25 protein-coding genes are annotated in these 26819 nt (G+C 67.6%); 13 read left to right on the top strand and 12 right to left on the bottom strand.

What is annotated here, in order from left to right:
• Nucleotides 1-20: 20 nt before the first annotated feature.
• Both EEB19_RS17375 and mftR read right to left on the bottom strand, forming a co-directional pair.
• Nucleotides 21-1076 carry a ferredoxin--NADP reductase gene (locus EEB19_RS17375; RefSeq protein WP_187588532.1) on the bottom strand — a complete coding sequence of 352 codons (1056 nt, stop codon included), beginning with the start codon at nt 1074-1076 and terminating at the stop codon, nt 21-23.
• Nucleotides 1077-1184: 108 nt separating this feature from the next.
• Nucleotides 1185-1805: a mycofactocin system transcriptional regulator gene (gene mftR, locus EEB19_RS17370; RefSeq protein ID WP_187588530.1), complete on the bottom strand. Its 621-nt coding sequence runs from the start codon at nt 1803-1805 to the stop codon at nt 1185-1187.
• Between the two features lie 111 nt (nt 1806-1916).
• Here mftR and mftA point away from each other — a divergent pair, with 111 nt between their 5' ends.
• From mftA to EEB19_RS17340, 6 genes are all read left to right on the top strand, one after another.
• On the top strand, nt 1917-2012 hold the full coding sequence (gene mftA, locus EEB19_RS17365) for a mycofactocin precursor MftA (RefSeq protein WP_187588528.1): 96 nt from the start codon (nt 1917-1919) through the stop codon (nt 2010-2012).
• Nucleotides 2012-2362, top strand: a complete 351-nt coding sequence (mftB, locus tag EEB19_RS17360) for a mycofactocin biosynthesis chaperone MftB (RefSeq protein ID WP_187588526.1) — start codon at nt 2012-2014, stop codon at nt 2360-2362. Before mftA ends, mftB begins: the two co-directional genes overlap by 1 nt.
• Nucleotides 2363-2432: 70 nt before the next feature.
• A complete protein-coding gene (gene mftC, locus EEB19_RS17355; protein ID WP_187588524.1) occupies nt 2433-3725 on the top strand; it encodes a mycofactocin radical SAM maturase in 1293 nt (430 codons plus the stop codon).
• 89 nt (nt 3726-3814) lie between these two features.
• Nucleotides 3815-5029, top strand: coding sequence for a pre-mycofactocin synthase MftD (gene mftD, locus EEB19_RS17350; RefSeq protein ID WP_187588522.1), 1215 nt, complete (start codon nt 3815-3817; stop codon nt 5027-5029).
• A gap of 88 nt (nt 5030-5117) precedes the next feature.
• The gene (locus tag EEB19_RS17345) at nt 5118-5930 is read left to right on the top strand and encodes a mycofactocin-coupled SDR family oxidoreductase (protein ID WP_187588520.1); all 813 of its coding nucleotides are present in this window, start codon (nt 5118-5120) and stop codon (nt 5928-5930) included.
• A 211-nt stretch (nt 5931-6141) separates the two neighbouring features.
• A complete protein-coding gene (locus EEB19_RS17340; RefSeq protein WP_187588518.1) occupies nt 6142-6309 on the top strand; it encodes a hypothetical protein in 168 nt (55 codons plus the stop codon).
• Between the two features lie 10 nt (nt 6310-6319).
• Here the strand turns inward: EEB19_RS17340 and EEB19_RS17335 are convergent, their stop codons facing one another.
• On the bottom strand, nt 6320-7432 hold the full coding sequence (locus EEB19_RS17335; RefSeq protein ID WP_187588516.1) for a CaiB/BaiF CoA-transferase family protein: 1113 nt from the start codon (nt 7430-7432) through the stop codon (nt 6320-6322).
• Nucleotides 7433-7617: 185 nt separating this feature from the next.
• Between EEB19_RS17335 and mftE the strand changes: the two genes are divergently transcribed.
• The 7 genes from mftE to EEB19_RS17300 are packed head-to-tail and all read left to right on the top strand — an operon-like array spanning nt 7618 to nt 14754.
• Nucleotides 7618-8349 (top strand): mycofactocin biosynthesis peptidyl-dipeptidase MftE, encoded by a 732-nt coding sequence (mftE, locus tag EEB19_RS17330; protein ID WP_187588514.1) that lies wholly within the window; start codon nt 7618-7620, stop codon nt 8347-8349.
• Nucleotides 8346-9782 carry a mycofactocin biosynthesis glycosyltransferase MftF gene (gene mftF / locus EEB19_RS17325; RefSeq protein WP_187588512.1) on the top strand — a complete coding sequence of 479 codons (1437 nt, stop codon included), beginning with the start codon at nt 8346-8348 and terminating at the stop codon, nt 9780-9782. Before mftE ends, mftF begins: the two co-directional genes overlap by 4 nt.
• 2 nt (nt 9783-9784) lie before the next feature.
• Nucleotides 9785-11119 carry a mycofactocin system GMC family oxidoreductase MftG gene (mftG, locus tag EEB19_RS17320; protein ID WP_187588510.1) on the top strand — a complete coding sequence of 445 codons (1335 nt, stop codon included), beginning with the start codon at nt 9785-9787 and terminating at the stop codon, nt 11117-11119.
• 32 nt (nt 11120-11151) lie between these two features.
• Nucleotides 11152-11580 carry a PPOX class F420-dependent oxidoreductase gene (locus EEB19_RS17315; RefSeq protein WP_187588508.1) on the top strand — a complete coding sequence of 143 codons (429 nt, stop codon included), beginning with the start codon at nt 11152-11154 and terminating at the stop codon, nt 11578-11580.
• Nucleotides 11581-11626: 46 nt separating this feature from the next.
• Nucleotides 11627-12778, top strand: coding sequence for a GTP-binding protein (locus EEB19_RS17310; protein ID WP_187588658.1), 1152 nt, complete (start codon nt 11627-11629; stop codon nt 12776-12778).
• 60 nt (nt 12779-12838) lie between these two features.
• Nucleotides 12839-13516, top strand: a complete 678-nt coding sequence (locus tag EEB19_RS17305; RefSeq protein WP_187588506.1) for a FadR/GntR family transcriptional regulator — start codon at nt 12839-12841, stop codon at nt 13514-13516.
• Between the two features lie 50 nt (nt 13517-13566).
• Nucleotides 13567-14754, top strand: a complete 1188-nt coding sequence (locus EEB19_RS17300; protein WP_262365746.1) for an MFS transporter — start codon at nt 13567-13569, stop codon at nt 14752-14754.
• Between the two features lie 85 nt (nt 14755-14839).
• On the opposite strand, the gene EEB19_RS17295 is transcribed toward EEB19_RS17300, so the two are convergent.
• The 9 genes from EEB19_RS17295 to EEB19_RS17255 all read right to left on the bottom strand — a co-directional run bounded on the left by EEB19_RS17295 (nt 14840) and on the right by EEB19_RS17255 (nt 26474).
• A complete protein-coding gene (locus tag EEB19_RS17295; protein ID WP_187588502.1) occupies nt 14840-15121 on the bottom strand; it encodes a hypothetical protein in 282 nt (93 codons plus the stop codon).
• 121 nt (nt 15122-15242) lie between these two features.
• Nucleotides 15243-15971: an aspartate/glutamate racemase family protein gene (locus EEB19_RS17290; RefSeq protein ID WP_187588499.1), complete on the bottom strand. Its 729-nt coding sequence runs from the start codon at nt 15969-15971 to the stop codon at nt 15243-15245.
• 14 nt (nt 15972-15985) lie between these two features.
• Nucleotides 15986-17554, bottom strand: a complete 1569-nt coding sequence (locus EEB19_RS17285) for an NCS1 family nucleobase:cation symporter-1 (RefSeq protein WP_187588497.1) — start codon at nt 17552-17554, stop codon at nt 15986-15988.
• A gap of 185 nt (nt 17555-17739) precedes the next feature.
• Complete coding sequence (locus EEB19_RS17280) at nt 17740-18432, bottom strand: GntR family transcriptional regulator (protein WP_187588495.1); 693 nt, start codon at nt 18430-18432, stop codon at nt 17740-17742.
• Between the two features lie 8 nt (nt 18433-18440).
• Entirely contained in the window at nt 18441-20390 is a 1950-nt protein-coding gene (locus tag EEB19_RS17275; RefSeq protein ID WP_187588493.1) for a S9 family peptidase, read from the bottom strand.
• Complete coding sequence (locus EEB19_RS17270; RefSeq protein ID WP_187588491.1) at nt 20387-22186, bottom strand: N-acetylglutaminylglutamine amidotransferase; 1800 nt, start codon at nt 22184-22186, stop codon at nt 20387-20389. The genes EEB19_RS17275 and EEB19_RS17270 overlap by 4 nt, the downstream gene beginning before the upstream one ends.
• Entirely contained in the window at nt 22167-24905 is a 2739-nt protein-coding gene (locus EEB19_RS17265) for a carboxylate--amine ligase/circularly permuted type 2 ATP-grasp protein (protein ID WP_187588489.1), read from the bottom strand. The genes EEB19_RS17270 and EEB19_RS17265 overlap by 20 nt, the downstream gene beginning before the upstream one ends.
• Before the next feature lie 141 nt (nt 24906-25046).
• On the bottom strand, nt 25047-25535 hold the full coding sequence (locus EEB19_RS17260) for a hotdog fold domain-containing protein (protein ID WP_187588487.1): 489 nt from the start codon (nt 25533-25535) through the stop codon (nt 25047-25049).
• Nucleotides 25536-25610: 75 nt separating this feature from the next.
• Nucleotides 25611-26474, bottom strand: coding sequence for a glycosyltransferase family 2 protein (locus EEB19_RS17255; RefSeq protein ID WP_187588485.1), 864 nt, complete (start codon nt 26472-26474; stop codon nt 25611-25613).
• Nucleotides 26475-26819 lie beyond the last annotated feature (345 nt).

Here is a 26819-nt window from a genome sequence, read left to right as displayed (position 1 = left end):
GTGAGCCGGCTCGTGGTGTCTCAGAACTCGACCCGGAGTGAATCCGATGTGGGATGCGCCTGGCAACCGAGGATGTAGCCGTCGGCGATGTCCTCGGGATCGAGCGCCCCCGTGTTCTCCATCTCGACCGTACCCTCAGTCAGGGTGCAGGCACAGGAACCACATTCACCTTCCTGACACGAGTACGGCGCATCGAGTCCGGCCGCGAGCATGATGTCGATCAGTGAGCGCTTCCGCGGCCACTTGAGATTGTGGGTCTCGCCGTCGAGGTCGACCTCGACAGTGGCGGACTCGGCGTCCTCCTCCTCGGTGACCTCGTCGAGTTCGACGTCGGCGAAGGGGTCGCCGGACAGCGAGTTGTAGACCTCCGTGTGCACGTTGTGATGCGGAAATCCTGCTCCGGCAAGCCCTTTGTGGACAGCATCCATGAACGGACCGGGCCCGCAGAGATACGCGGTGTGGTCGGCGAGGGCGCGGAAGGTGGTCGCCAGTACCTGATCGTTCGGTAGGCCCTGCAACGACTCCAGCCAGTGGATCACCGACAGCCGATCGGCATGGGCCTGCTGCAGTTCGCGCAGTTCGTCGGCGAAGATCACGTCGTCGACGCCGCGGTTGGCGTAGAAGAACGTGATCGGCTCCGAACCGGCGTGCAGCGCCGCCTTGAGGATCGACATCACAGGTGTGACACCGCTGCCCGCCGCGATGAGCAACAGCCTGGTGTCGAGTTCCTTCGGCGTGAAGACCCCCGACGGTGGCAGCACCTCGATCTGCGTTCCCTTGGTGAGGTTGTCGCAGACCCAGTTGGAGCCGTACCCGTCGGCGGTGCGCTTGACCGTCACCTTGGGCAGGGAGTCGGTCCGCGGGGAGGACGCCAGCGAATAGCATCGCGCGACCGAGCCGGTCTGCTCACTCGGAATCCGTAGGGTGAGGAACTGTCCGGGCTTGTACTCGGTGAAGGACTCCCGGTGGACGTCGGGGACCTCGAACACGACCGAACGGGCATCCGCGGTCTCGTCGATGACCTCGGCCACCGTCAGGATCACGCTCCGCGAGCCATGCGGGGTCAGCTCGGTCATCTCGCCACCTCTCGATGATCGTCGTCGTATCCGATGCTCATCGCATCGTGGCTGCTCAGGGCAACAATTAGAACACGTTCTAGTTGAGTTTACCCCAGGCTGCGCCGATCATGACAGCGCATCCACTCCCTGTGCAAGGGTACGACTGCCGGCGACGATCAGGGCCTGGAGGTCGGTGTCCGGATGGGTCAGCCACTGGTCGTAGGCGGCGAGGGCGGTGCCCAGGCACAGCCAGGCGATCGTCTGGGGGAGGTGGTCGTTCTCGGTGAGGCCGAGCCGGTGGGCGCAGAACTCGGCGATCACCTGCCGCCACTCGGCATACATCAGCATCGAATGGGCTTGGAGCGCAGGTACGCCCAGCAGGAGTGACATCCGACGACGGTGGCCGGCGAGTTCGGTCCGGGGCACCTCGTTGAACGAGATCAACGCCTGTCGGAGGGCCTCGGCGATGGGCAGGTCCTCGGGGATGTCGGCGAGCAGGGCCCGCATCTCGGCCAGGTGCGAGTCGAAATCCCCCCAGGCGATCGCGTTCTTCGACGGGTAGTAGCGGAACAGGGTCCGTCGGGCGATCCCGACGGCGTCCGCGACGTCGTCGACGCTGGTCTCCTCGAATCCCCGAGAGGTGAACAGATCGATCGCCACGGCACTGATCTCGGCACGCGAGGTGACCGGCCGTCGCCCAGGTTGCGCGGAGCGTGTGGGGGCCGGTCTCGCGCCGGATGTGCTCATCGTCACCTGTCCATTTGATCAGTTTTTCGCCAGGGGTGGTTTTAATGCACCGAGTGCCATTATAGTGTCAGGTGATCCGCATCACTACCGTCAGAAAATGGAGGTTGGATCATGGCAGATCAGTCAGCCACGTCGCAGGACACCGAACTCGTGGGCGAGTCGCTCGTCGAAGAGGTGTCGATCGACGGGATGTGCGGGGTCTACTGATGTCGACCCCGACATCGACTCCGGTCTCCGGCGGTCGCTCTGCGGCCGCCGGGGGCGGGCCCTCGACCACTGACCGCGACCGCTTCGCGCTCGACGATGCGTGGACGCTCAACCCGAAGGTGGCATTGCGTCCGGAGCCGTTCGGCGCGCTCCTGTATCACTTCGGCACGCGCAAGCTCTCGTTCCTCAAGAACCTGACCGTCGTCGGGATCGTGCGCTCCCTCGCCGATCATGCGACTGCCGAGGACGCACTGTTCGCCGCCGGTGTCGGCGAGGCCGACCGCCCGCTCTACGTGCAGGCCCTCGGTGCGCTCGCCGACTCGGGCATGATCGTCCGCCGCGCCGCCTGACCCATCTCGACTCGACGCCTTTCTCGACTCGACGCCCCCTTCTCGACTCGACGCCCAGAGGATTCTTCTCGTGACCACACTCGAAATGCCGCCCACCACAACCGCTCTCGTCGGGGCGGAGCCGCCTGGAGTGCCGCCGGCCGCCGCACAGCCCCCGAAGGTCGGTCGACTCGTCGATCAGTTCGAGAAGGGGCTGGACGCGCCGATCTGTCTGACCTGGGAGCTGACCTATGCCTGCAACCTGGCATGTGTGCACTGCCTGTCGTCGTCGGGCAAGCGTGATCCGCGCGAGTTGTCGACCGAGCAGTGCAAGGCGATCATCGACGAGCTGCAGCGGATGCAGGTCTTCTACGTCAACATCGGCGGCGGAGAGCCGACGGTCCGCTCCGATTTCTGGGAGCTGGTCGACTACGCCACCAGCCATCAGGTGGGGGTGAAGTTCTCCACCAACGGTCTGCGCATCGACAAGAAGGTCGCCGCCCGGCTGGCCGCCTCCGACTACGTGGACGTGCAGATCTCGCTGGACGGGGCCACCGCCGAGGTCAACGATGCGGTGCGCGGTCCGGGATCGTTCGACATGGCCGTGCGGGCGTTGGAGAACCTGCACGAGGCGGGGTTCGCCGACGCCAAGATCAGTGTCGTGATGACCCGGCAGAACGTGGATCAGCTCGACGAGTTCAAGGCGCTAGCCGATCGGTACAACGCGACTCTGCGCATCACCCGCCTGCGTCCGTCGGGCCGCGGCGCCGATGTGTGGGATGACCTGCACCCACTGCCGGAGCAGCAGCGGTCGCTCTATGAATGGCTTGTCGCACACGGGGACAACGTGTTGACAGGTGACTCGTTCTTCCATCTGTCGGCGTTCGGTGGGACGGGCGGGTCGGGTGCGCTGCCGGGTCTGAACCTGTGCGGTGCCGGACGTGTGGTGTGCCTGATCGACCCGGTCGGCGACGTCTACGCCTGCCCGTTCGCGATCCACGAGAACTTCCTCGCCGGCAACATCACCACCGACGGCGGTTTCCAGGAGATCTGGCAGCGCTCGGAACTATTCACCGAACTGCGTGAACCGCAGAACGCCGGAGCGTGCACCAAGTGTGCGCATTTCGATGCCTGCCGCGGTGGCTGCATGGCCGCCAAGTTCTTCACCGGACTGCCGCTGGCCGGTCCCGACCCGGAGTGCGTCCAGGGCTACGGCGAGCAGCTGCTGGCCGGGGATCGTTCCAAACCGACTGCGAACAAGGATCATTCGCGCGGCACACCACTGACTCTGATGACGCGACAGCCGGACGGGGATCTGTTGCCCGTCGGCGCGCCGCCGTCGAAGAGCTGTGACGAGAACCCGCTCGCCGGGTTCACCCCCTAGAACAGAAATCTATCGGCGACACGGACGCCCGGCATGCGGCCGGGCGATGCCGTGCTGCCACCGGAAGAAGAAAACAGGTAGGAAACACAATGGCCAAGAAACCGTGGGTACAGAATCCGTGGGCGCGCAATCCCTGGTTCGAGACCGTCCACGAGGCGCAGCGACGCGCCAAGAAGCGGTTGCCCAAATCCGTCTACTCATCGCTGGTCGCCGGTACCCAGGCCGGGGTCACCCTGCGCGACAACACCGAGGCCTTCTCCGAACTCGGTTTCGCCCCGCACGTGGTCGGCGCCCAGCCCGACCGCGAGCTGTCGACGTCGGTGATGGGCCAGGAGATCTCGTTCCCGGTGATGATCTCGCCGACTGGTGTGCAGGCCGTCGACCCCGACGGCGAGGTCGCCGTCGCCCGGGCCGCGGCAGCGCGCGGCACCGCGATGGGCTTGTCCAGCTTCGCCTCTCACCCGATCGAAGAGGTCACGGCGGTCAACGACAAGATCTTCTTCCAGCTCTACTGGCTCGGTACCCGCGACGACATCCTGGCCCGCGTGCAGCGCGCGAAGGAGGCCGGCGCGAAGGGGCTCATCGTCACCACCGACTGGGTGTTCAACATCGGGCGTGACTGGGGAAGCCCGGAGATCCCGGAGAAGGTCGACATCCCGGCGCTGCTGAAACTCGCGCCGGAGATCGCGGTCAAGCCGCGCTATGCGCTCGACTGGATTCGCGACGGCAAGGTCGAGATCCCGGACCTCACCGCGCCGAACCTGACACCCAAGGGTGAGCAGGGTCCGACGTTCTTCGGAGCCTACGGGCAGTGGATGAACACACCCCCGCCCACCTGGGAGGACCTCCAGTGGCTGCGCGAGCAGTGGGACGGGCCGTTCATGGTCAAGGGCATCACCCGCCTCGACGATGCCAAGCGGGCCGTCGACATCGGCGCCTCCGCGATCTCGGTCTCCAACCACGGCGGCAACAATCTCGACGGCACGCCGGCGACGATCCGTCTGCTCGGGCCGATCGCGGACCAGGTCGGCGGGCAGGTGGACGTCCTCCTCGACGGCGGTATCCGCCGCGGCAGTGACGTGGCCAAGGCGCTGGCCCTCGGTGCTCGCGCCGTGATGGTCGGCCGTGCCTACCTGTGGGGCCTCGGTGCCAACGGACAGGCCGGCGTCGAGAACGTTCTCGACCTCCTGCGCATGGGTCTCGACGGTGTCGTGATGGGCTTGGGACACAAGAGTGTTCACGAACTGTCGCGGGACGACCTGATCATCCCCGAGGACTTCGAACGGTCCTTCGGTCACGCCTGATCCGTGCGGATTGCCCAGTCCGCCCGAGGCAAAGTAGAACGTGTTACAGTTTTTCGAAATGTAACACGGAAGATGAGGACTCGGGCGGATGGGGCAGTTCGACGGCAAGGTCGTCTACATCACGGGCATCGCCCGCGGACAGGGACGCAATCACGCGGTGCGGTTCGCCCGCGAGGGCGCGGCCATCATCGGTATGGACATCGCCGATGAGGTCGCCGACCACACCACCTACCCGGCGGCCACACCCGACGACCTCCGCGAGACCGTCCGCCTCGTCGAAGAAGCAGGTGGAAAGATCCTTGCCCGGCAAGGGGATACACGCGATCTGGCATTCCAGGAGGAGCTGGTGGCCGCCGGTGTCGAGCAGTTCGGTCGCCTCGACGTGGTGGTGGCCAACGCGGGGTTGCTCACCTGGGGCAAGGTGTGGGAGCTGACCGAAGAGCAGTTCACCGATGTCGTCGACATCAATCTCGTCGGGACCTGGAAGACGCTGCGCGCCTCGATCCCGGCCATGCTCGAGGCGGGCAACGGCGGATCCATCGTGGTCATCAGTTCGTCGGCGGGTCTGAAGGCGATGCCGTTGCAGGCGTCCTACTCCGCGTCGAAGTTCGGGCTGCGCGGACTCACCCAGTCCGCGGCCAAGGAGCTCGGGCACCACCGGATCCGGGTCAACAGTGTTCACCCCTACGCGGTCGACACCCCGATGGGCGTCGCCGACACCGAGGCCCATCGGATCTTCGGGATTCCCTGGGTCGGACCGCATCTCACGTCGATGATGAATCACCACCCGGTCGCCTCGCTGGACGAGATCTCCGACGCCGTGCTCTACCTCGCCTCCGATGGCGCCAAAGCCGTCACCGGTGCGGAGTTCTCGATCGACATGGGCGCGACCAAGGTCTGAGGTCCTCTCCGCGCGGTTCGCCGTGTGCTGCCCGTCCTGCGCTGCGCGTCCTGCGCCGTGCCGTACCGCCTCCGCCGTCGCTGTCGCCGTCGCCGTCGATCGCCGATCGTGCCCAGAATCGCGCCGATCGTGCCCAGGCACCCCGTCCGTGGGGACAGTCCCGCGACGTCGGAGGTCAGCGCGAACGTCCGGTGGACCCGGGGTTCAAGTGATGGGCGTGACTCTCGACCCGGTCGACGAAATTCTGGACACGGTCGGCGAGATTCTGGGCACGGTCGGCGAAAAGCCGGGCACGGTCGGCGAATTCGCGGGCACGACCGATGGCCCGCGCCGCGCACCAGCGCCGTGTGGCGCCGGCGTGCGGGCACGTCGGGCGTGACGTCGGGCGGTCAGTCCTGCCAGAGGGTGGCCGGGTCGGTGGCCTCGCGGGCAGGCGCGGTGGGAGTCTCCGGCGACGTGCGGGAGAAGCGTGGGGCCACCTGGGCCTGTGTGACGCCGTCGATCTCGACGAGGTTCGCGCGCGCCGCCATGTGCGGATCGGCCGGGGCCTCACCGAAGTCGAGAACCGGCGACGTGCAGGCGTCGGTGCCGTCGAAGATCTTCGTCCACTCGTCACGGGTACGCGACTTGAAGGTGTCGGTGAAGATCTGCTCGAGCTTCGGCCAGTTCGCGACGTCGTTCTGCGCGGGCAGATCGGCGTCGGCGAGACCGAGTCCGGTCAGCAACTCGGCGTAGAACTGCGGCTCGATCGCGCCCACCGCCATGTATTTGCCGTCCGAGGTCTCGTACACCTCGTAGTAGGGAGCACCGGTGTCGAGCATGTTGACACCACGCTCGTCGCTCCACAGGCCGGTGCCGCGGAAGGCCCACATCATCTGCCCGAGCACCGAGGCGCCGTCGACCATCGCGGCGTCGACGACCTGACCCGCCCCCGACGACTGGCGCTCCAGGAGAGCGGCGAGGACGCCGACGACGAGGAACATCGATCCGCCACCGAAGTCACCCGCCAGGTTGAGCGGAGGGACGGGTCGGTCCTCCTTGCGGCCGATCGCATGCAGCATCCCGGTCAGCGAGATGTAGTTGATGTCGTGGCCGGCGCGGTCCGCGCGCGGGCCCTCCTGACCCCAGCCGGTCATCCGTCCGTAGATCAGGCCGGGATTGACCGTCGAGAGGTCGTCGGGGCCGAACCCCAGCCGTTCCATGACACCGGGACGGAAACCCTCGATGACCACATCGGCCTTGGCGATCAGGCCGAGAATCGTCTCACGATCTCCCGGGTCCTTGAGATTTGCCTCGACGACGGCACGGCCGCGCAGGAGTGCGTCCGCCTTACGGTCGGCGGCGGGAAGGGTGCCGGGGCGCTGGACGCGTATGACGTCGGCACCCAGGTCGGCGAGCAGCATCGCCGCATGCGGCCCGGGGCCGATCCCCGCGAACTCGATCACCCGGATTGCGCTGAGGGGCCCGCTCTTTCCGCTGCTGTGCGGCGCAGTTGACGTCATGATGTCCTCCCGGTCCAATACCCGTCCCCATGTGTCGGGTCTCACGTTCGTGCGTCCAGCATGGCACAACCGATCGATCGCTCGGACATACGGTCTCTTCTGGTGGGACCGGGATACCGGAATCGAATGGAGTAAATGCGCCGACTCGGTTTTCTGTCACCGGCACCGTCGCTAGAGTTGAACGAATGGAGCGACGGTCGGGCCTGGGACAGATGTGCTGGCCCGAACTGTCCGACCGCGCCGTCACCCTCCTCGTGCCGATCGGCGCCACCGAGCAACACGGACCGCATCTCGGCCTCGACACCGACACCCGCATCGCCGGCCTGGTCGCCTCGCGTGCTGCCGCCCGCCTCGCCGACGACACGCGGGCCGACGACGACCGCCTGATCGTGACCGCACCCGCCCTGTCCTACGGCGCGAGCGGGGAGCACGAGGGATTCCCGGGCACGATCTCCGTCGGACACGAGGCCCTGCATCTGCTGCTCCTCGAGTACGGGCGCAGTGCCTGTCGGTGGGCGGACCGGGTGGTTTTCGTCAACGGCCACGGCGGCAACGGCGCCACCCTGGTGGCGGCTGTCGAACGGCTGCGGTACGAGGGGAGGGACGTCGCCTGGTTCCCGTGCGCGGTTCCCGGTGGGGATGCGCACGCCGGTGCCACGGAAACCTCTGTGCTACTTCATCTCTCGCCCGAGAGCGTCGTCATGGCGGCGGCCGAGGCGGGCAACGTCGCCCCCATCGCCACGTTGTTGCCCACCATGCGCGACGGTGGGGTGGCGGCGGTGAGCGGAAACGGTGTGCTCGGCGACCCGGTCGGGGCGACGCGGGAGCACGGCGCGGACATCACCGAGGCGTTGGTCGCCGGCCTGGTGTCGGCGGTGCGTGATTGGACCGTCGGGGACAAGGGGCGCCTGGGATGACCGCGGTCGACAAGCAGCCGCAGGCCACCGCCACGGTCGACAACACGCTGCCCGATGGTTTCCAGGTGCAGATCGACATGCGATGTGCGCGGCATCGCGATCTGCGGTATCTCGTCGGCGGATCGCCGACGAGGATGCTGCGCCTGACCGATGCGGCACTCGGCATGACCTCCGCCGACGGCCGCATCGAGGTGTGTGATCCGGCCACCCGTAGTCTGGCCCGCCGGCTCCTCGACAGCGGAATCGCCAACCCGCGCCCCATGTTCGGGCCCCGGCCCGACGACGTGACGGTCGTCGTGCCGGTGCGCGGGAATCAGTCGGGCGTGGACCGACTCCTGCGTGCGGTCGCCGGCACGAAGGTCATCGTGGTCGACGACGGGTCGCCGGAACCGATCACGGTGTGTGGCGCCGACGTGACGCTGATCCGACTCGACGAGAACCGCGGACCGTCGGCCGCGCGGAATGTGGGCGCCGACGCCGCCACGACGGATTTCGTCGCCTTCCTCGATTCGGACGTCGTCCCACCCGCCGACTGGCTGACGATGCTGCTCGGCCACTTCTCCGATCCTGCCGTCGCCATCGTGGCGCCTCGGATCGTCGGTCTGAGCCGCACCGACCGGGACGCATCGATCGCGGAGCGCTACGAGAACGGCTATTCGTCGCTGGACATGGGTCCGGAAGAGTGTGCCGTCGTTCCCGGAAGTCGCGTCCCCTACGTCCCGAGTGCGGCGATGGTGGTGCGGCGCAGCACTTTTGACGGATTCGACGAGTCGCTGCGCGTGGCCGAGGACGTGGATCTGTGCTGGCGGACGCACAAGGCGGGCTGGCGCGTACGCTACGACCCGGTGGCGCGGGTGTCCCACGATCACCGCACCGACGTCCGGTCGGTCCTCGACCGGCGGCGCTATTACGGCACCGGCGCGTCGTACCTCGCGGACCGGCACGGCGGTTTCGCCGCGCCGGTCGTGATGTCGATCCCGATGGCGGTCGCCGTCGTCGCCCTGCTGACCCGGACCCGCATCGGTCTCGCGATCGCCGTCATCATCCTCGGTCAGCTCGGGATGCGACTGCGACAGCGACTCGGCGAGCTGCCGGGTGCACCCCTCGTCGCGACCCAGATGACCGGCCGGGCGGTCGGATTCGGGCTGCTGCAGGCTGGTGGTGCGGTCTGCCGGCACTATTGGCCGGTCGCGCTCATCCTCGCGGTGATCTCGGCCCGCTTCCGGCGCCTGGCCGTCGAGATGGCCGTCGCGGAGGGGGTGGTGTCGTGGGTGCGTCACGCCGTCGCGGAACCCGCGGCGGGTCCGGCGATGGGACCGCTGACCTACACTCTGTTCCGCAGGCTCGACGATCTCGCCTACGGTGCGGGTCTCTGGCAGGGGGCTCTCACGCACCGTGATCTCGGTGCGCTCCGACCGGTCCTGACCACATAGCCATGTCGCGTGACGATCTGCCGTCGCGCGTCGACGTGATCGTCGTGGGCGCGGGCAGTGCCGGGTGCGTCCTCGCAGAACGGCTGTCGCGCAATCCCGATCGCTCTGTCCTGCTGCTCGACCGCGGGCCGCGCGAGTGGCCGAGCACCCAGATCCGCGACCTCGGGGCACTGCCCATCGCTGCCGGCTCGCGCTACGCCCAGGCCTACGACGAGGCATCCGGTCTGGGGGTCATCCGGGGCCGCGGGCTCGGCGGGTCGTCGGCGGTCAACGGCGGATACTTCCTTCGGTGGCATCCGGGCGACTTCACCGGCTGGCCGACCGGATGGGCGCCCGACGACATCGCGGCCGCCTACGCAGAACTCGACGCCCCCGGGGGCACGATGCACGTGTCGGCGTTCTCAGACGACGAACTCGCCGACGTGGTACCGAGATTCGAGGCCTACTGGGCGCGGTCGATGCCGGTCCGGCCGTCCGAGGAACCATGGCCGATCGTCGGTGTGAACCGGGTGCGGTCGAATCGTGAGGGCACCGGGCGTCGGACCGCGGCCGAGGCGTACCTGCGGGCCGCGCTGGGACGGGGAAACCTGGCCGTCGCAACCGTGGCGGAGGTGACCGCGGTGATGACGGCCGGTCGCACCGTCACCGGCGTCGACGTCGCCGGGACCACCGTCGAGTGTGGCGAGGTCGTCCTGTGCGCCGGCACCTTGGGGACCGCGGCGATCCTGCTGCGTTCGGGCCTCGACGTGCTCGGCGGCGCCGACGAGTTGGCGGTCCACGAGCATCGGGAGGTGCTGGTGCACTATCGGGCTCGATGGGGATCCGGTCGGGCGGTGGCACGTCCGCTGCTGCAGTCAGTGGTGCATACGGCCGACGACATCGAGATCCGTTGCTACAGCGACGATATGGCGAACTACATCGAGGGCCTGCCGCCTGCGGGACCTGCGGTCGGGGTCGCGGTGATGAGGCCGGGGACACCTGGGTCGGTGCGGCTGAACCCGTCGGGGTTGACCATCGATCTCGGGACGGTGGATTCCGTCGCCGCCGCTCGCTTCGAGCACGGTGTGGCAGCGGTCGCCGAGATGCTGCGCTCCGACCCGTTCGCCGGCGAGGTCGATCCGGACTCGGTCGCGGTCGATCCGGTCGTGCGGACATCGCAGCACGCATGGGGGAGCATGCCCATGGGTGAGCGGACCGACTGGCTCGGTGGGGTGATCGGACTGCATGGTCTGCGTATCGTCGACGGGTCGATCCTGCCGACCGCCGGCCGTAGCGGCCCACATGCCACGATCATGATGACCGCCTGCCGCATCGGGGACCGCCTCGTCGAGTGCTGACGGGGCGCCCGGACGAACCGTAGGGTGGGGGCATGGCTGCTTCCCTGGACGATCCTGCGATTCGCGATTTCCTGTCGAGTGGGACCAAGACGGGCCACCTCGGCTATCTGGCCAAGGACGGTCGGCCGCTCGCCGCGCCGATCTGGTTCGTCGTCGATGGTGACCGGGTGGCATTCAACACCGGTGCGACGACCGCGAAAGGCCGTGCTATCGCCCGTGATCCACGTGTGGTGCTGACGGTGGACCTGCCTGAGCCGCCGTATGCCTTCGTCCAGATCCAGGGACGTGCGGTGACCACCGACGACCTCGACGAGGTGCGCCGCATCGCGACTCTTGCGGGAGCTCGGTACATGGGTGCCGATCGCGCGGAGGAGTTCGGCGCGCGTAACGGGGTCGAGGGTGAAATGGCGGTCTGGATCGAGCCGACGAAGATCATCGGCGAACTCGACGTGTCGGGATAGGGTGCGGGACACCCCCCTTATTGAAAACAGTTATCATTAGTGCATGATCTCCTCCGCCCGCGCGCCGTTGCCCGTCACCGTGCTCTCCGGTTTCCTCGGCGCCGGCAAGACGACCCTGCTCAACCACATCCTCGCCAACCGTGCCGGCAAACGGGTCGCGGTGATCGTGAACGACATGAGCGAGGTGAACATCGACGCCTCGCTGGTCGATCTCGGTGGGTTCGGCCGCACGGAGGAGCGACTCGTCGAACTCACCAACGGGTGCATCTGCTGCACCCTGCGTGACGACCTCGTCGAGTCCGTCGGTGAACTCGCCCGTGCCGGGAGGTTCGAGTACCTGGTGATCGAGTCGACCGGGATCTCCGAGCCCATGCCCGTCGCGGCGAGCTTCGACTGGGTGTTCGACGACGGCACCTCGCTCGGCGACGTCGCGTCGTTGGACACGATGGTGACCGTCGTGGACTGTGCGACGTTCCTTCCCGAGCTCGTCGAGGGTGACCGCCTCGACGAGCGGGCGATGGAAGCCGATGAGCGCGACCATCGTTCGATCTCCGATCTGCTCGTCGACCAGGTCGAGTTCGCCGACGTCGTCGTCCTCGGTAAGGCGGACCTGGTCACCGACCAGGTCCGGGGTGCCGTCGAGGCAATGGTGCGCCGCCTGAATCCACGAGCGGATGTCGTCGTCGGCGACCGGGGCGCCGTGCCGCTCGAACGGGTCATGGGAACCGGACTCTTCGATCACGAGGCCGCGTCCTCGGTCGCGGGATGGGACGACGAACTGCTGGGCGGTCACGTGCCCGAGACCGAGGAGTACGGGATCTCCTCGACGGTGTTCCGCTCGGATCGGCCCTTTCATCCCGCGCGACTGGCGCAGGTGCTCGGAGATCTGCGAGGGGTGTTGCGCAGCAAGGGATTCTGCTGGATCGCGAGCCGTCCCGAGTTCCTCGCGGTGTGGTCGCAGGCCGGTCCGAATCTGGTCATCGAGCCCGCTCAGTACTGGGGATCCGACGACGGCGGGTCTGTCGGGCCGTCGCAGGAGGTGGTGCTGATCGGTGTCCGCCTCGACGCACCCGCGGTTCACGACCTCCTCGGATCGGCTCTGTTGACCGACGCCGAGTTGGCGCACGGGCCGGATGCCTGGCGCTGCTTCCCCGACCCGCTGCCCGACTGGGGGATGCCGGCCGCCCACGCGCACTAGAGGGCCTGGGTGCTCGCCGCGCGATGAGTCCTACCAAACATGGGATGTTAGGGTGTTTGGGTGTCCGACCTGATCCCACCGCCGCCTCGAACCAGCGAACTCGTCGTCGGCCGCATGCAGGACATGATCCGCAGCGGCCGCTGGCCCGTCGGTGACCGCATCCCGCCCGAACCGGAACTCGTCGCGCATTTCGGCGTGGGCCGCAACACGATCCGCGAAGCGGTTCGGGCTCTGGAGCACTCCGGAATGCTCGTGCCGCGGCGCGGGGACGGCACCTACGTTCGGAGCCGAAACGTGCTCGCCGCAGCGATCGAACGATGCCTGCCCGGACCGGCGCACCTCGAGCTACTCGAGGCCCGGCGGGCCGTCGAGGCCCAGGCGGCCGCATCGGCTGCCGAGCGGGCCACTCCGGAGCAGATCGCCGCGCTGCGTGCATGCCTCGCCGAGGCCGAACACGCGCTGTCGAGGACCGATGTAGCGTCGTATGCGCAGGCGGACATCGCTTTTCATGCGTCCCTCGTGGACGCCTCGGGCAACACGCTGCTGGTCGAACTGTACGGCGGGATCGTCGAGGTCATGCAGCGGATGCACGCGAGCATTGTCGATGCGAGCGTGACCGACGGACGGCATCCGCAGGGACACCGTGAACTCGTCGATGCGATCGAGGCGGGCGATCCCGGTGCGGCGCGTGCAGCGGTGCATTCCTACCTCGACGAGGCGAGACGGGGACTCACGTGATGTCGGGGGAGGCGTCGACCCGGTCCGACAGTGCGACCACGGCGGACACCATGGACTCCGACGGACCCGACCGGAGCGCGCCGCGAGGTGTCGCCGCGGTCATCGCCGCCGTCGGCATCATGCTCGTCGCGGCCAATCTCCGTCCACCGGTGGTGTCGGTCGCCCCGCTGATCGACGACATCATGGCCGACCTGGGCGTCACGAGTGCGATCGCAGGACTGCTGACGACGCTTCCGGTCCTGTTCTTCGGCCTGAGCGCCCCCTTCGCGCCACGGATCGCAGCCCGATTCGGTATCGAGCGAACCGTTTTCGCCTCGTTGATCGTCCTGATACTCGGCATGGCGCTGCGCTTCGTGCCGCACCCGGTCAGTCTGTTCGTGGGATCGGCGGTCATCGGTGCCGCGATCGGAATCTGCAATGTGGTGCTCCCGGCGCTGATCAAACGGGACTTCGCTCACCGATCGGGTCTGATGACGGGGCTCTATTCGATGACGCTGTCCGGCGGAGCCGCCGTCGCCGCTGCGCTCACCGTCCCCATCGACGAGCGGCTCGACGGCAACTGGCGGATGACCCTCACAACGTGGGCCGTGCTCGCCGTCGTGGCGATGGTCGTCTGGGTGCCGCAGTTGGCGCGCGTCCACCGAATCGCGGTGTCGTCGGAAGCGATATCCCTGCGCGGCAACGGGATCGCGTGGGCGATCACCGTGTTCATGGGCACCCAGTCTCTCGTGTTCTACACCTTCGGTGCGTGGTTGCCGCAGTACCTTCTCGACCACGGTCGGACCGATGCCCAGGCGGGCACGATTCTGGCCATCGGTCAGGTCGTGGCCCTGCTGGCGTCGTTGGTGATCCCCATCGTGGCCGGTCGATTCGCCGATCAACGGATCATCACCCTGATCGTCGTCGCGGTCTGCGCGATCGGGTTCATCGGCCTGGTCAGTACCGATCAGGTGGTCACCCTGTGGGTCATGCTCATCATGTTCGGTCCGGGCGCGTCGATCAGTCTCGCACTGCTGTTCATGGTGCTGCGCAGCCCGTCCACGCGGGTGACCGGCCAGGTGTCGGGGATGGCGCAGTCGATCGGCTATGTCGTCGCCGCGATCGGACCGATCGTGATCGGCGCGCTGCACGATGCGACCGGCTCCTGGACGCTGGCCATGGGTGTGCTCGGTCTGGTCCTGATCCCGCAGGCCGCTTCCGCCCTGGTGGCCGCGAAGAACGTCAAGATGCGGGTCTGACCGGTCGATCCGCGACCGTGTCACCCGACGTCGAACACGACGGTCCGGCGTCGGGCGGGGTCGCCCGACGTCGCCCGGCGTCGAATCACGCGGAGCGAAAACCGAATTCGCCGACCGTGCCCAGAATCTCGCCGATCGTGCCCAGAATGTCGCCGAGCGTGTCCAGAAATCCGCCGAGCGTATCCAGGATGTCGTCGAGCGGCCCGGAAGCAGTTCGGGAGGCGTGGCGGTGTCCGGCAGGCCGGTGGCGTCCGCTTCGGTCCTCCGGCCGGAACTGGACACAGTCGGCGATCCATTGGACACGGTGGCGGGAGATTCTGGACACGATCGGCGGATTTCTGGACACGGTGGGCGGATTCTGGGGCACAGTCGGTGGGATCTCGCGTCTGGGGCACGGTCGGTGGGATCTCGCGTGTGGGGCACAGGTCATCGAGATAGGTGAGGTCGGGGGCGGCGAGGGCGGCGATCGGGAGGGTGCGCCGACGTGCTCAGTCCCGACCGAAGTCGCGCAGGGCGCCCGAGTACGGCTTCGGGACAGGCGGAGCGAACTCGCCGGACGCGGTGCCGGTGCGCAGCCCCATCGCCGCCATGGCGGTCAGCATGCCGACGCCGGCGGCCACACCGTCGATCACCGGTGCCCCGATCGCGTCGCTGATTCGCCGCGGGAGGTCGGCCATGCCTGCACAGCCCAGGACGATGGCGTCCGAACCGTCGGACAGCAGTGCCTCCCGGCAGGCCTTCTCCAGGATGTCGGCGGTGGCCGGGTTGGTCTCGAGCTCGAGGACCGGGATGTCGCAGGCGTGGACGCCCAGGCAGTGTCGTGAGAATCCGTGATGTGCGACGAGATCGGTGGCCCGACCGATCGTCCGGTGCAGCGTCGTGACGATCGAGAAACCGCGCCCCAGCGGTGCCGCGAGATGCATCGCGGCCTCGGCGATACCGAGCACGGGTGCGGCGGCGATCTCCCGCGCGGCGTCGATCCCGGGATCTCCGAAGCAGGCGATCAGATAGCCGTCGCAGTCGGGGTGATCGGCGATCGCACGGAGCACACCGGGAACCGCCAGCGCCTCGTCGTAGTGACTCTCGATCGACGCCGGGCCCATCGACGAGGTGACCGTGATGATCTCGGCGTCGGGGCGGGCGACCGCGGACGCCGCGACGGCGATGACGTCGGTCATCGCCGTCGCGGTGTTGGGGTTGATGACGCAGATGCGCATCGTGGCCCGCGGACTCAGAGCGCGGACGGCTCGAGTTTGCCGTCCTTCGCCGTGGGGAGGACCTCCGGTTCCACGCCGGTGCCGTAGATGAAGCTCTTGGGCGCGAAGGTCATCCCGATCCAGTAGACGATCGCGCCGGCGGCTGCGCCCATGAACCACGTGAAACTGGCCTGGTAGGCGGTACCCCAGATCACGAAGCTGATCGGGAGGACCGAGGCGATGATCACCGAGATGATCGCGACCGGATTCCATCCGTTGCGGTAGGAGTACGTCTTGCCCGGGTCCATGCTGAACAGATCGTCGACCTCGATCCTCTGCTTCTTGATGATGTAGAAGTCGACGATGAGGATGCCGAACAACGGACCGATCACCGCACCGAGGGTGTCCATCGTGTAGTGGATCGCCGTGGGGTTGTTAAAGAGGTTCCACGGGGTGATCAGCACCGAGCCGACGGCAGCGATCATCCCGCCGGTCCGCCACGAGATCTTGGTGGGCGCGACATTCGAGAAGTCGAATGCGGGCGAGACGAAGTTGGCGACGATGTTGATGCCGATCGTGGCGATGGCGAAGGTGAGCACACCGAGCACGGCCGCGGTCGTGTTGTCGATCTTGTCGACGATGTGCACCGGGTCGGTGATGATGTTGCCGTCCCCGTCCTTGCCGATCACGGTCGCACCGGCGGACACCGTGCACACCACCAGGATCGAGAAGAACAGGAAGTTGACCGGCAGACCCCAGAAGTTGCCCTTCTTCACCTCCGCGAAGGTCTTTCCGTAGCGGGAGAAGTCGCCGAAGTTCAGCATCGGGCCGGAGAAGTAGGAGACGACGAGGGCGAACGCGCTGATCATCTGTGTGATCGACGACCATCCCGACAGTCCGGGTCCGGTGGACAGATCGAAGCTGACATTGCTCCACCCGGCCTTGATGATCAGGTAGGCGGCGAGCGCGACCATGACCACATAGACTGCGGGACCGCAGAAGTCGATGAACTTGCGAATGGTGTCCATGCCGTTCCAGAACACGAAAGCCTGCAGCACCCACATGAGGATGAAGCCGGCCCATCCGAGGACACTGAGGCCGAGGAAACCGTGCTGCTCGACGTCACCCCACGGCTCGAGACCCGGCCAGAACTTGAGGGCCAGCAGGCCGAAAGCGACTGACGCCAAGTAGGTCTGGATGCCGTACCAGACAACGGCGATCAGGCCGCGGATGATGGCCGGGATGTTCGCGCCCTTGACGCCGAACGCCACCCGGGTGGTGACCGGATAGGGCACGCCGGCGAGCTGCGACGGCTTGGCGACGAGATTGCAGAGCAGGTTGACGGCGATGATGCCGACGAGTAGGGCGACGAGCACCTGCCAGGCGGCGATGCCGAGGGCGAACAGGCTACCGGCGAACACATAGCCGCCGACGCTGTGCACATCCGACATCCAGAACGCGAAGATGTTGTACCAGGTCCACTTCTGTTCTTTGAGTGGCGCGAGATCGGAGTTGGTCAGGTTCTGGTGATAGCCGAGCTTGATGACGCTCTCGCCCGCCGCGCTCTCATGCGTGGTCGTGGCGTCGGCAGATGGTGCTGACATGTGTGTTCTCCCGGTCTTGCGCGCCGACGGTCGGGGTGCGCTGATGAGAAAAAGGTAAGAACGGTTTGTTACCCGCGGATGAACAGACAGATATATTCCGCCGATGTCCGAATTCGCCCGCCGCCGGGACGAGAGAGAACCGGCGAGCGAACGGACAGGGACCCTGCCCATCGGGGGCAGGCGGATCAGTCGTGCCGTACGACGAGGTCGGCGGCGGTCTCGATGATGGCGCTCTCGAGCCGCTGATGATGGACCTGCCCGACGTCGAGCACGGCCGCGGTGTCACGGGCGGCAAAGGCATCGAGCAGGGCGGCGTGATCGGCGTTGAGGGCCTCCTGCGTCTGGGATCCGACCGACCGCATCACCTGGAACGGCTCGGTGAGATTCCACGTGTTCTCGAACATGTTGAGCAGCCGCGGCATGGCGCAGGGCGCGGTGAGCTCGCGGTGGAACTCACGGGAGATGTCGTGAAAGGCCTTGCTGTCGTTGTACTTCGCAGCGGTGACCAGCTCGTCGTGGCGTCCTCGGGCCCGATCGAGACCGGCGTCGTCGATCTGTTCGACGGCCCGGGCGAGCGCGGCCTGCTCCAGAACGCCACGGACGAAGTAGATCTCGCGCAGCTCGTCGACCGACATCTGGCTCACCCGGTAACCGGCGTTGCGTTGATGGACGACGAGGCCCTCGCCCACCAGGGTCTTGAGGGCCTCACGCACCGGGATCGGGCTCACCTGGAAGGCGTCGGCCACCTCTCCAGGCGGGATCTGTGCGCCGGGAGGCGCTCCGCCGGAGAGGATCAGACGACGCAACTCCTCGAGGACGTTGGCGCGGGCGCTGTCGGAGCGGGTCTCGACGAGTTGCGCGATGAGCCGCTCGGTCATCCGCGGGTTCATACGGCTGCCCCCCGGGACGGGTGGTCGAGGATCCAGCCGGCGACCGCTGCGGTGAGGCGCTGCTGATTGTCACGCTTGACGATCTCGTGGCCCTCGTCGCCGAAGAGCAGCAGCTCCGCGGTGGCGCCGCGCGCCCGGAGTTCGTCGACCATCTGCTGTGATTCGCTCACCGGCACATTGGTGTCGTGGGCTCCGTGGATCACCAGCAGCGGCGCGCGCAGATCCGCGATCCGGTGAATCGGGGAGAGGTCGGCCAACAGTTCCCGGTCGGACTCGGGATGGCCGTACTTGGTGTAGGCGGCGACGGCGATCCACGGTTCGGTGTTGCGGAAGAACGACTCGAGATCGCTCATGCCGCAGATCGCGATCCCCGCGGCGAAGAGGTCGGCGTGAAAGGTCAAGCAGGCCAAGGTCAGATAGCCGCCATAGGAGCGACCCGAGCAGTAGATCGCGCCCGGTTCGGCGATCCCACGTGCGACGAGGACCTCCGCGCAGTCGGCGGCGTCGTCGATCCCGGCGTAGCGCCCGTAGCGGTCGTCGGCGTGGGAGAACAGGCGCCCGTAGCCCGACGACCCGCGCACGTTGGGTGCGAAGACGGTGATGCCGGCGTCCACGAGCGGCCCGAACAGGAAGTTGTAGTCCGGGCGGGTCTGGGCCTCCGGGCCGCCGTGGAAGTAGATCAGCGTGGGGCCGCCGCGGGTTCGCGAGCGAAAGAGCCAGCCGGACAGCGGCATGCCGTCGCGGGCCGAGAACTCGAGGAGTTCAGGTGCCAGCGTGCTCGACGGTCCCTCGCCGGTGACGACGTCGTCGCGGACCGCCGTGACCTCGCCGGTGCCAGGTGTGACGAGATGGACGAGGGGTGAGTGCTGCGGGCTCGACACGGTCACGGTGGCGAGGGCGCCGGCCGCGCTGATCGACAGTTCCGACGCGACATCACCGGGCAGCGGGATCGGGTCGTGCAGGGTCTGATCGGGCAGGGTCAGGATCTGTAATTCGCTGCGACCGCCGATATTCCACAGCATCGCGACCGTCGACTGGTCGTTGCTGACGGCGAACTCGTCGACGCCGGCGTCCGGACGCTGGGCGAGCACCCGGAACCGTACTCCGTATCGGCTGACCTCGACGCCGAGCAGGCGGGGAAACTTTGCATCGAAGTCGCTGATGACCAGTGCCTGCACACTGTCGAGGTCGCGCGCGGCATCCTGGGGCGGTCCGACGAAGACGACCGATGAGTGGTCGAAACCCTGATCCAGGATGTAGCCGTGGTCGGTCACGGCACCGGGATCGTTGGGCAGGAGCGGGGTCATGGTGACCTCGTCCGACGGCGAGTCGAGGCGCCGACGCAACAGCAGCATGTCGCGATAACCGCGCGGACCCACGCGGACCAAGGTGGCCCCCTTCCAGGAGTCCACGAGGGCACCACCGACGCGGACGTCGAGGGTCATGGTGGTCGCCGTCCCCGGGTGCACGCGCAGTGAGTGTGCGGTCCCGTCCGGTTCGGTCGCGGTGATGAGGACCCAGTCGGTGTCCCAGCCGACGAGCGAGACGGTGCCGAACGACCGTCCGTCGGGGCGGGTGGCGCCGATCCGATGCGCGGTGTCGTCGTCGGCGTCGGTGGTGACCACCCACACCTGGTGGTGTTCGCCGCCGCTGGGGGCGATCTCGACGGCCAGCCATCGGCTGTCGGTGGAATGGATCACCTTGCGCACCGGCCCGGTTGCGCGCAGCCGCACCCACCGGAGTTCGCCGACCCCGTCCACCGACAGAGACCGTTGGGCGGCACGGGGATAACCGGTTCCGTCGTCGATGATGTAGGCGAACGCCGAGCCGTCGGGCGATACCGACGCACCGTAGGTGTGCCACCCGGTCTCGTCGAAACGGACCGTGGCGGTGGAGGTGGACGATGGGCCGGTCCCGGCATCCGGGGTGCTGCGGACGACGTTCATGGTGTGGTGATCGCCTCCATGCTCTGCAGCCACATCTCCAGCAGGGCGAGCTGCCAGAGTTCGTTGGCGCCGAGCGTGGTGCGGATGCCGTTGGGATCGGCGAACAGTCGGTCGAGCGCCTCGGGCCGATAGAGTCCGCGATCGACGGCGGATCTCGAACGCAGTGCGTCGGTGACCATGTCGAGCACCCCGCCCTCGAGATGGCGGATGCCGGGCACCGGGAAGTACCCCTTGGTGCGGTCGATGACCGCCGACGGCAACAACGCCCGGCCGGCCTCCTTCAGGACGCCCTTGCCGCCACCGGCGAGCTTGAGATCCGGTGGACACGTCGCGGCGAGTTCGACGAACTCATGGTCGAGGAACGGCACCCGCGCCTCGAGTCCCCACGCCATCGTCATCGTGTCGACGCGTTTGACCGGGTCGTCGACGAGCATGATCGTGGTGTCCAGGCGCAGGGCCGCGTCGACGGCGGTCCGGGCGCCCGGTGCCGACTGGTGGGCGTGGACGAACTCCCAACTGGGGTCGTAGTCGCCGTCGACGTGGTATCGCTCGTCGAGCAACGCTGTGATCGCGGCGTGATCACGGTCGAAGAACACCGCGGAATACGCCGCCGTCGTGTCCGCGCGGGGTGTGTGCTGCAATGGCGGATACCAGTCGTATCCGCCGAGGATCTCGTCGGCGCCCTGCCCGGACTGGACCACCTTGATGGACTTGCTGACCTCCTGCGACAACAGGTAGAAGGCGACGCAGTCGTGGCTGACCATGGGCTCGCCCATCGCCGCGATGGCGTCCGGCACGGCGGGCAGCAGGCGGTCGGTGCCGATGTGGATCTTGTGGTGGTCGGTCCCGAAGGTGTCCGCGATCAGGTCGGAGTACGCGTACTCGTCCCCGGATTCCCCTCCGGCGGAATCGAATCCGATGCTGAAGGTGGCGAGGTCGCGCTGCCCCTGTTCGGCCAGTAACGCGACCACGAGCGACGAGTCCACTCCGCCGGACAGCAGGACGCCGACGGGGACGTCGGCCACCATCCGACGGCGGACGGAGGTGCGCAGCGAGTCGAGGAGTTCGTGCTGCCACCGGCGTTCGTCCCAGTCGGACCGGTCGGGGTGTGGGGCGAAGTCCGTTGTCCAGTACCGTCTCTCGGTGCTCCTCCCATCCCGGGTGATGGTCCGGACGGTGGCCGGGGGCAGCTTGCGGATGCCGTTGTAGATGGTGTGCGGGGCGGGGACGACCGCGTGGAAGCTGAAATAGTGATGAAGTGCGACCCGGTCGAGGCTCGTGTCGACGTCGCCTGCGCCGAGCAACGCTTGCAGCGACGACGCGAACCGCAGACGGCCGGGGGTCTCCGACAGATAGAGCGGCTTGATGCCGAGGCGGTCACGGGCCAGGGTGAGCGTTCCGGAGTCGGTGTCGGTCACGGCGAACGCGAACATCCCGATCAGATGATCGACGCAATCGGGGCCCCAGGCGTGGAAGGCCTTGAGGATGACCTCACTGTCGGCGTGGGAGAAGAAGCGGTATCCCTTGCCCTCGAGTTCGGCGCGCAGTTCACGGTGATTGTAGATGCATCCGTTGAACACCAGTGCCAGACCGAGTTCGGGATCCACCATCGGCTGGCCACCGCGTTCGGACAGGTCGATGATCTTGAGTCGACGATGACCGAGCGCCACCGATCCCTTGGCGAACACCCCGGACCCGTCCGGTCCGCGCCGGGTCATCGCACACGTCATCCTGTCGACCGCGGCAACATCCGGCGGTGTTGCGTCGAAGCGGATCTCACCACAGATTCCGCACATGTCCCTCGTCCTCTCCCGGTCCTGCGGGTACCGCTCCCGGCCCGCCGGACTCCTCGGCGACTCCCTGAATCCAGGTGTCCTTGCCCCCGCCGCCACGCGACGAGTTCACGATCAGACTGCCCGCCGGCGCGACCCGCGTGAGCGCCGCCGGCGCGACGTGGGCGGTCACCCTCTCGCGCGAGTCTCTCAGATGGACGAAGGCCCGCAGGTCGACATGGTGCGCATAGAAGCCGTTGCCGTCGAAGGTCGGGTGGGTCGACAGCGCGACCACCTCCTGAGCGATGTAGCGCTCTGGGTGTGTCAGGAGGTCCACCCGCCGGCGGGCGAGTTCCTCCTCATCACACTCGGGACCGATCGTGATGTCCGAACCACCCAGTCCGTCGATGGGTTTGACGACGAGGTGCTCCAGGTTGGCCAGGACGTGATCGCGCTGATGACGTTCGGCGCACAGCCAGGTCGGCACCTGATCGAGCAGCGGCTCCTCTCCGAGGTAGTACCGGATCATGTTCGGCACGTAGTAGTAGATGGCCTTGTCGTCGCCGACGCCGTTGCCCAGCGCGTTCGCGATGGCGAATCGGCCGCGCCCGAGCGCGTCGAGGATGCCCGCCCGCAGCGGGGAATGGTCGAACCCCTTGGACGACAGCAACATGTCCTCGTCCATCCGCACGTACGCCGTGTTGATCGGGACGCGTGCGGTGCCGTGGTGGAAGAAGACGCGTCCGCCGTCCGGGCCGTCGCCGGCGGTGATCGAGATGTTCTCCGGTGTCGCCACCGCCAGTCCGGCGCCGCGGGCGAGCAGTGTGTGTTCGAACCAGGCGGAGTCCTGCCATCCGGAGCTGAGCATGATGTCGACGCCGTCGGGGTGGGAATCGGGCGGACGGGCCGCGGCGATCGTCTCGCCGAGCATGCGGGGCACATCGGTGAGCGGCAGCGTATCCGGTGGCATGGGGATCTCGGGGACGAACTGGGAGAGCAGTTCTCGGTTCGACATCGCGTAGGCGATGCCCGACGGCACCCGCAGATTGTCCTCGAGGACCATGAACCGTCCCGGCGCGGCGGACACGAGATCGGTCCCGCAGATGTGGGTGCGGACGCGTTGCCAGGCCGGGACGCGTCCGGTCTGCCGGAATCCGGGCGCGCGGTCGAGGGCCTCGATCGGGATGATGCCGTCGTGCACGGCTTCCTGATCGCCGTAGACGTCGACGAGGAAGGCATTCAGTGCGAGCGCACGCTGGCGCAGGCCGGCGGCCACCCGGAGCCAGTCGTCGGCGCCGATGTAGCGGGGAACGATGTCGAGCGGGAACAGTTGCGCGCGGGATTGGCCGGTGACCCGGAACGTCACGCCGTCGATGCTCTGCTCGCGCTCGATCTGATACTGCCGCTTGCGCAGCTCCGCAGCGCCCAGAGCTGCTGCAGCACTGAGGATTTCCGAATATCCCGGTCGTGCGGTCACGTCGTCGGCGACGGCCTCGTCGTAGGACAGCCGATCGGGGGTGTCGACAACGGGTACGTCGTCGGCGAGCTCGACCCGGTGATAGCCGTGCAGCATACGGCCTTCCGGGTCGTCCGGAACGGTCACCGTCGGCAGGGTGCCCGCGGTTTCGGCGATCAGGTTGTCGACGACGGCGGTCAGCCGGCCACGACGTCGGAGTGTGCGGCGCTGGCGTGACGACGAACTACCTGCCGTCAACGCCCGTCGGGTGAGCTCGGACACCGTCTCCCAGTCCCCGTTCGCCTCGAGTTCGGGGCGGACCATCTCGGTGAGCGCGGTGATGACGCTCGACGCCGGCCGTGGCGTCGCGTGCTCGACGTCGATCAGGTCGCCCTCGAGGCCGGCGCGGGCGGCCTGCCAGAGGGCTGCCCGGTACAGGGCCGGGGATGTCGGCGAGGCGGGTTCGTCGACCCGGCGCGCCTCGTGGACCACCAGGGCGCGGAAGAGACCCGCGATGACCGTGATCGTGTCGACCGACGGGCAACTGTCGCAGACGCGCAGCTCGAGAGTGCGAAGCCGGGCCGACGGTCGGACGTCGAAATAGAGCATGCCGGGATCGGAGATGACGCCGCTGCCGATGAGGCGGGCGATCTCGGCGTCGTAGTCGGCGGCGGTGCTCAGGTCCGGGAACGGGCCGCTGGTGGGCCACCGCTGCCAGATGAGGGTGCGGGAGCTCGCATATCCGGTGTCGGTGCCGTCGGCCCAGAACGGTGAGCTCGCCGACAGGGCGAGCAGGGCGGGGACATGAGGCGCGAGTCGGGCGGCGACGGCCACGGCCTCGTCGCGATCGGTGACGTCGACGTGTACCTGGGTGCCGCAGATGAGTTGCTCGCGGGCCAGCAACTGGTAATCGGCGAGCATGCGCCGATAGCGGGGCGTCTCGGTGACCCGCATCTCGGTCGGCACCGACAGCGGTACCGAACCCGCCGCGACGATCCCGATCCCGAGTGATCGTGCGGTCTCGACGAGGACCGAACGCTGGGATCGCAGATTGTCGCGGAGGTCCGAGAGGCGCTGGTGGACGCCGCTGTTGGACTCGATGACGCAGCGCTGCAACTCTTCGACGAACGGGCCGTCGGCGGGCAGGAGTTCGAGGAGTTCCGGCGCCCGGGTGGTCAGTCGTGACGTCCGCAGGTCGACGAGGTGGAACTCCTCCTCGACACCCACCCGACGATGGGCGCGGTCGGGGAGGGCGTCGTTCTCGGCGCGCTCCTCAACCGGCCTCATCGTCTAAGCCTAGGAGCAATCGGCCGCTGCGGCAGGACGAGCGCTGCCGCCGAGAGCGGGCGGCGGAGGCCGACGGTGCCGGTCGCCGGAAGGCAGGTTGGCAGGACCCGGATGTCAGGACCGGGATGTCAGGACGGGGTGTCAGGACCGGGGAGTCACCCAGGTGGTGATGTCGCAGTGCACGACCTCGGTCCCGGTGGTGTCGAGGATGCGTACTCCGACGACGACATCGGTGCCCTCGGTGATGTCGGCGAAGTCCACCGCCGCGACGAGTTCGGCCTCGGCGGTGAGACGAGTGGTGGCCTTGGTCAGGTACTGCGTGTGCATCGCCTTGGGGATCCACCGGTGCGTCGACGGTGTCGTCGCCTCCATCAACATGCCCATCGCCGCCTCCGCGAGATTGCAGGCGGCGATGGCGTGGAAGGTGCCGAGGTGATTGTGGACCCCGAACCAGTTGGGGCCGGTGACGCGGCAGAATCCCGGGCGCATCTCGTTCACCATCGGCAGCACCGTGCCGAAGTAGGGGACGCGGGCGACCATGCCCAGGGAGAACAGGGCGTGGCCGACGATGTTGTCGGGCAGTCTGCGGCGCAGGGCGTAGGTCGGGCTCGCCGACGAGGTCTCACTCATGGTCCCCGATATTACTCCGCGGTAAGTTCCGGTGCGCGGGTCCTCGGCCCCAAGTGGTGTGGGCGAACCGTCGGGTCAGCGGCGGGTCGTCGCGAGCGGCCGTCGTCGGCGCAGCGGGATCAGCAGACGATGGACTCGCCAGTTGCCTGCCGCCTGGTCCCATGGCCGGAAGTACAGCCACATCACCGTGAAGGCGATGACGCGGAACGGCAGATCCACATACATCTGCCGGGTCCGGGTCTCGTCGCCGCGGCCCCGCATCGTGCGGATGCCGCCGAGGATGTACTGGCGGTTGCCCAGAGGGGAGTGGCGCAACTGCCGGCACGAGGTGTCCACGGTCATCGTCGGCTGGAAGTACATACGGTGTCCCGCGTCGAGGAACGCGATGCTCAGATCGAGGTCCTCCCAGATGTCCTGTCGGGTCTGGACGCTGTCGGCGACCGCGTCCCACGCCGACCTGCGGACGGCGAAGTTGGGGCCGAACAGACTTCGCACCTCGGAGCCCTCCGCGAGGCGGCCCAGTGACCGCATGGCCATGCGCCGGGTGAAGTCGTAGGAGGGGCCGTCGTGGATGAACACCGGTCCGGTCACCGCCGAATAGTCCCGGCCGTCGTCGCTGTCGAGGAAGTCCTCGACCTCCCGCGCCCAACCCGGTCCGACCCTGCTGTCGGCGTCGGTCCTCGCGACGAGGTCCGAGGTTGCCGACTCGATGCCGCGACGCAGGGCATTGGCCACACCCGGCGTGGGTTCGACGACCCGGCGCACTCTCGGATGCTCGATCGAGTACTTGTCCACGATGTCGCCCGTGCGGTCGGAACTGCCGTTGTCGACGACGATGATCTCGTCGAACGGTCTGGACTGGGCCAGCAGGTCGTCGAGGCAGTCCGCGATGGTGAGTTCCTCGTCGTACGCGGGCACGACGACGGCCAGTGTGCTCATGTCCCCGATCTCCCTTGAATGGTCGAACCCCCCGATGAGGTGCGTGTGGCGCGTCACGAGGGTACAAAACCTGTCCGCGACCGGTGGCCGATTCGCCCACGGCCATCACGCGATTCGCGGGTCGTCCGTCCGACTGCGGATGGTCCCACCAGCCCGGATTTGAATAGTGACCCCGACCTGGTGCATACTTGTCGGGTTGCCTTGACCGGGGAACGCACGCTCCTGCATGTGTGGGACACCGCGACCTCGTTCAGGTGAATGACTCCCAGGCCCCGGATTCCGGGCCAGGGCGTGTAACGCGTGCGCCGAATCAGGGGCACGGACACGACACGCCCGACCGCGGGT

The organism is Gordonia sp. OPL2, assembly GCF_003797825.1.
GTDB lineage: Bacteria > Actinomycetota > Actinomycetes > Mycobacteriales > Mycobacteriaceae > Gordonia.
The sequence above is the reverse complement of the archived record's forward strand: the minus strand, read 5'-3'. Positions and strand labels throughout refer to the sequence as shown.

Bases quoted from the DNA above. Each gene is read 5' to 3' on its own strand.
- EEB19_RS17270 (WP_187588491.1), bottom strand. From the start codon at position 22,186: ATGTGCGGAATCTGTGGTGAGATCCGCTTCGACGCAACACCGCCGGAT.
- EEB19_RS17260 (WP_187588487.1), bottom strand. From the start codon at position 25,535: ATGAGTGAGACCTCGTCGGCGAGCCCGACCTACGCCCTGCGCCGCAGA.
- mftA (WP_187588528.1), top strand. From the start codon at position 1,917: ATGGCAGATCAGTCAGCCACGTCGCAGGACACCGAACTCGTGGGCGAG.
- EEB19_RS17265 (WP_187588489.1), bottom strand. From the start codon at position 24,905: ATGAGGCCGGTTGAGGAGCGCGCCGAGAACGACGCCCTCCCCGACCGC.
- mftB (WP_187588526.1), top strand. From the start codon at position 2,012: ATGTCGACCCCGACATCGACTCCGGTCTCCGGCGGTCGCTCTGCGGCC.
- EEB19_RS17335 (WP_187588516.1), bottom strand. From the start codon at position 7,432: ATGACGTCAACTGCGCCGCACAGCAGCGGAAAGAGCGGGCCCCTCAGC.
- EEB19_RS17285 (WP_187588497.1), bottom strand. From the start codon at position 17,554: ATGTCAGCACCATCTGCCGACGCCACGACCACGCATGAGAGCGCGGCG.
- mftG (WP_187588510.1), top strand. From the start codon at position 9,785: ATGTCGCGTGACGATCTGCCGTCGCGCGTCGACGTGATCGTCGTGGGC.
- EEB19_RS17275 (WP_187588493.1), bottom strand. From the start codon at position 20,390: ATGAACGTCGTCCGCAGCACCCCGGATGCCGGGACCGGCCCATCGTCC.
- mftF (WP_187588512.1), top strand. From the start codon at position 8,346: ATGACCGCGGTCGACAAGCAGCCGCAGGCCACCGCCACGGTCGACAAC.
- mftR (WP_187588530.1), bottom strand. From the start codon at position 1,805: ATGAGCACATCCGGCGCGAGACCGGCCCCCACACGCTCCGCGCAACCT.
- EEB19_RS17375 (WP_187588532.1), bottom strand. From the start codon at position 1,076: ATGACCGAGCTGACCCCGCATGGCTCGCGGAGCGTGATCCTGACGGTG.
- EEB19_RS17280 (WP_187588495.1), bottom strand. From the start codon at position 18,432: ATGACCGAGCGGCTCATCGCGCAACTCGTCGAGACCCGCTCCGACAGC.
- EEB19_RS17300 (WP_262365746.1), top strand. From the start codon at position 13,567: ATGGACTCCGACGGACCCGACCGGAGCGCGCCGCGAGGTGTCGCCGCG.
- EEB19_RS17290 (WP_187588499.1), bottom strand. From the start codon at position 15,971: ATGCGCATCTGCGTCATCAACCCCAACACCGCGACGGCGATGACCGAC.
- mftD (WP_187588522.1), top strand. From the start codon at position 3,815: ATGGCCAAGAAACCGTGGGTACAGAATCCGTGGGCGCGCAATCCCTGG.
- EEB19_RS17340 (WP_187588518.1), top strand. From the start codon at position 6,142: ATGGGCGTGACTCTCGACCCGGTCGACGAAATTCTGGACACGGTCGGC.
- EEB19_RS17315 (WP_187588508.1), top strand. From the start codon at position 11,152: ATGGCTGCTTCCCTGGACGATCCTGCGATTCGCGATTTCCTGTCGAGT.
- EEB19_RS17345 (WP_187588520.1), top strand. From the start codon at position 5,118: ATGGGGCAGTTCGACGGCAAGGTCGTCTACATCACGGGCATCGCCCGC.
- mftE (WP_187588514.1), top strand. From the start codon at position 7,618: ATGGAGCGACGGTCGGGCCTGGGACAGATGTGCTGGCCCGAACTGTCC.
- EEB19_RS17255 (WP_187588485.1), bottom strand. From the start codon at position 26,474: ATGAGCACACTGGCCGTCGTCGTGCCCGCGTACGACGAGGAACTCACC.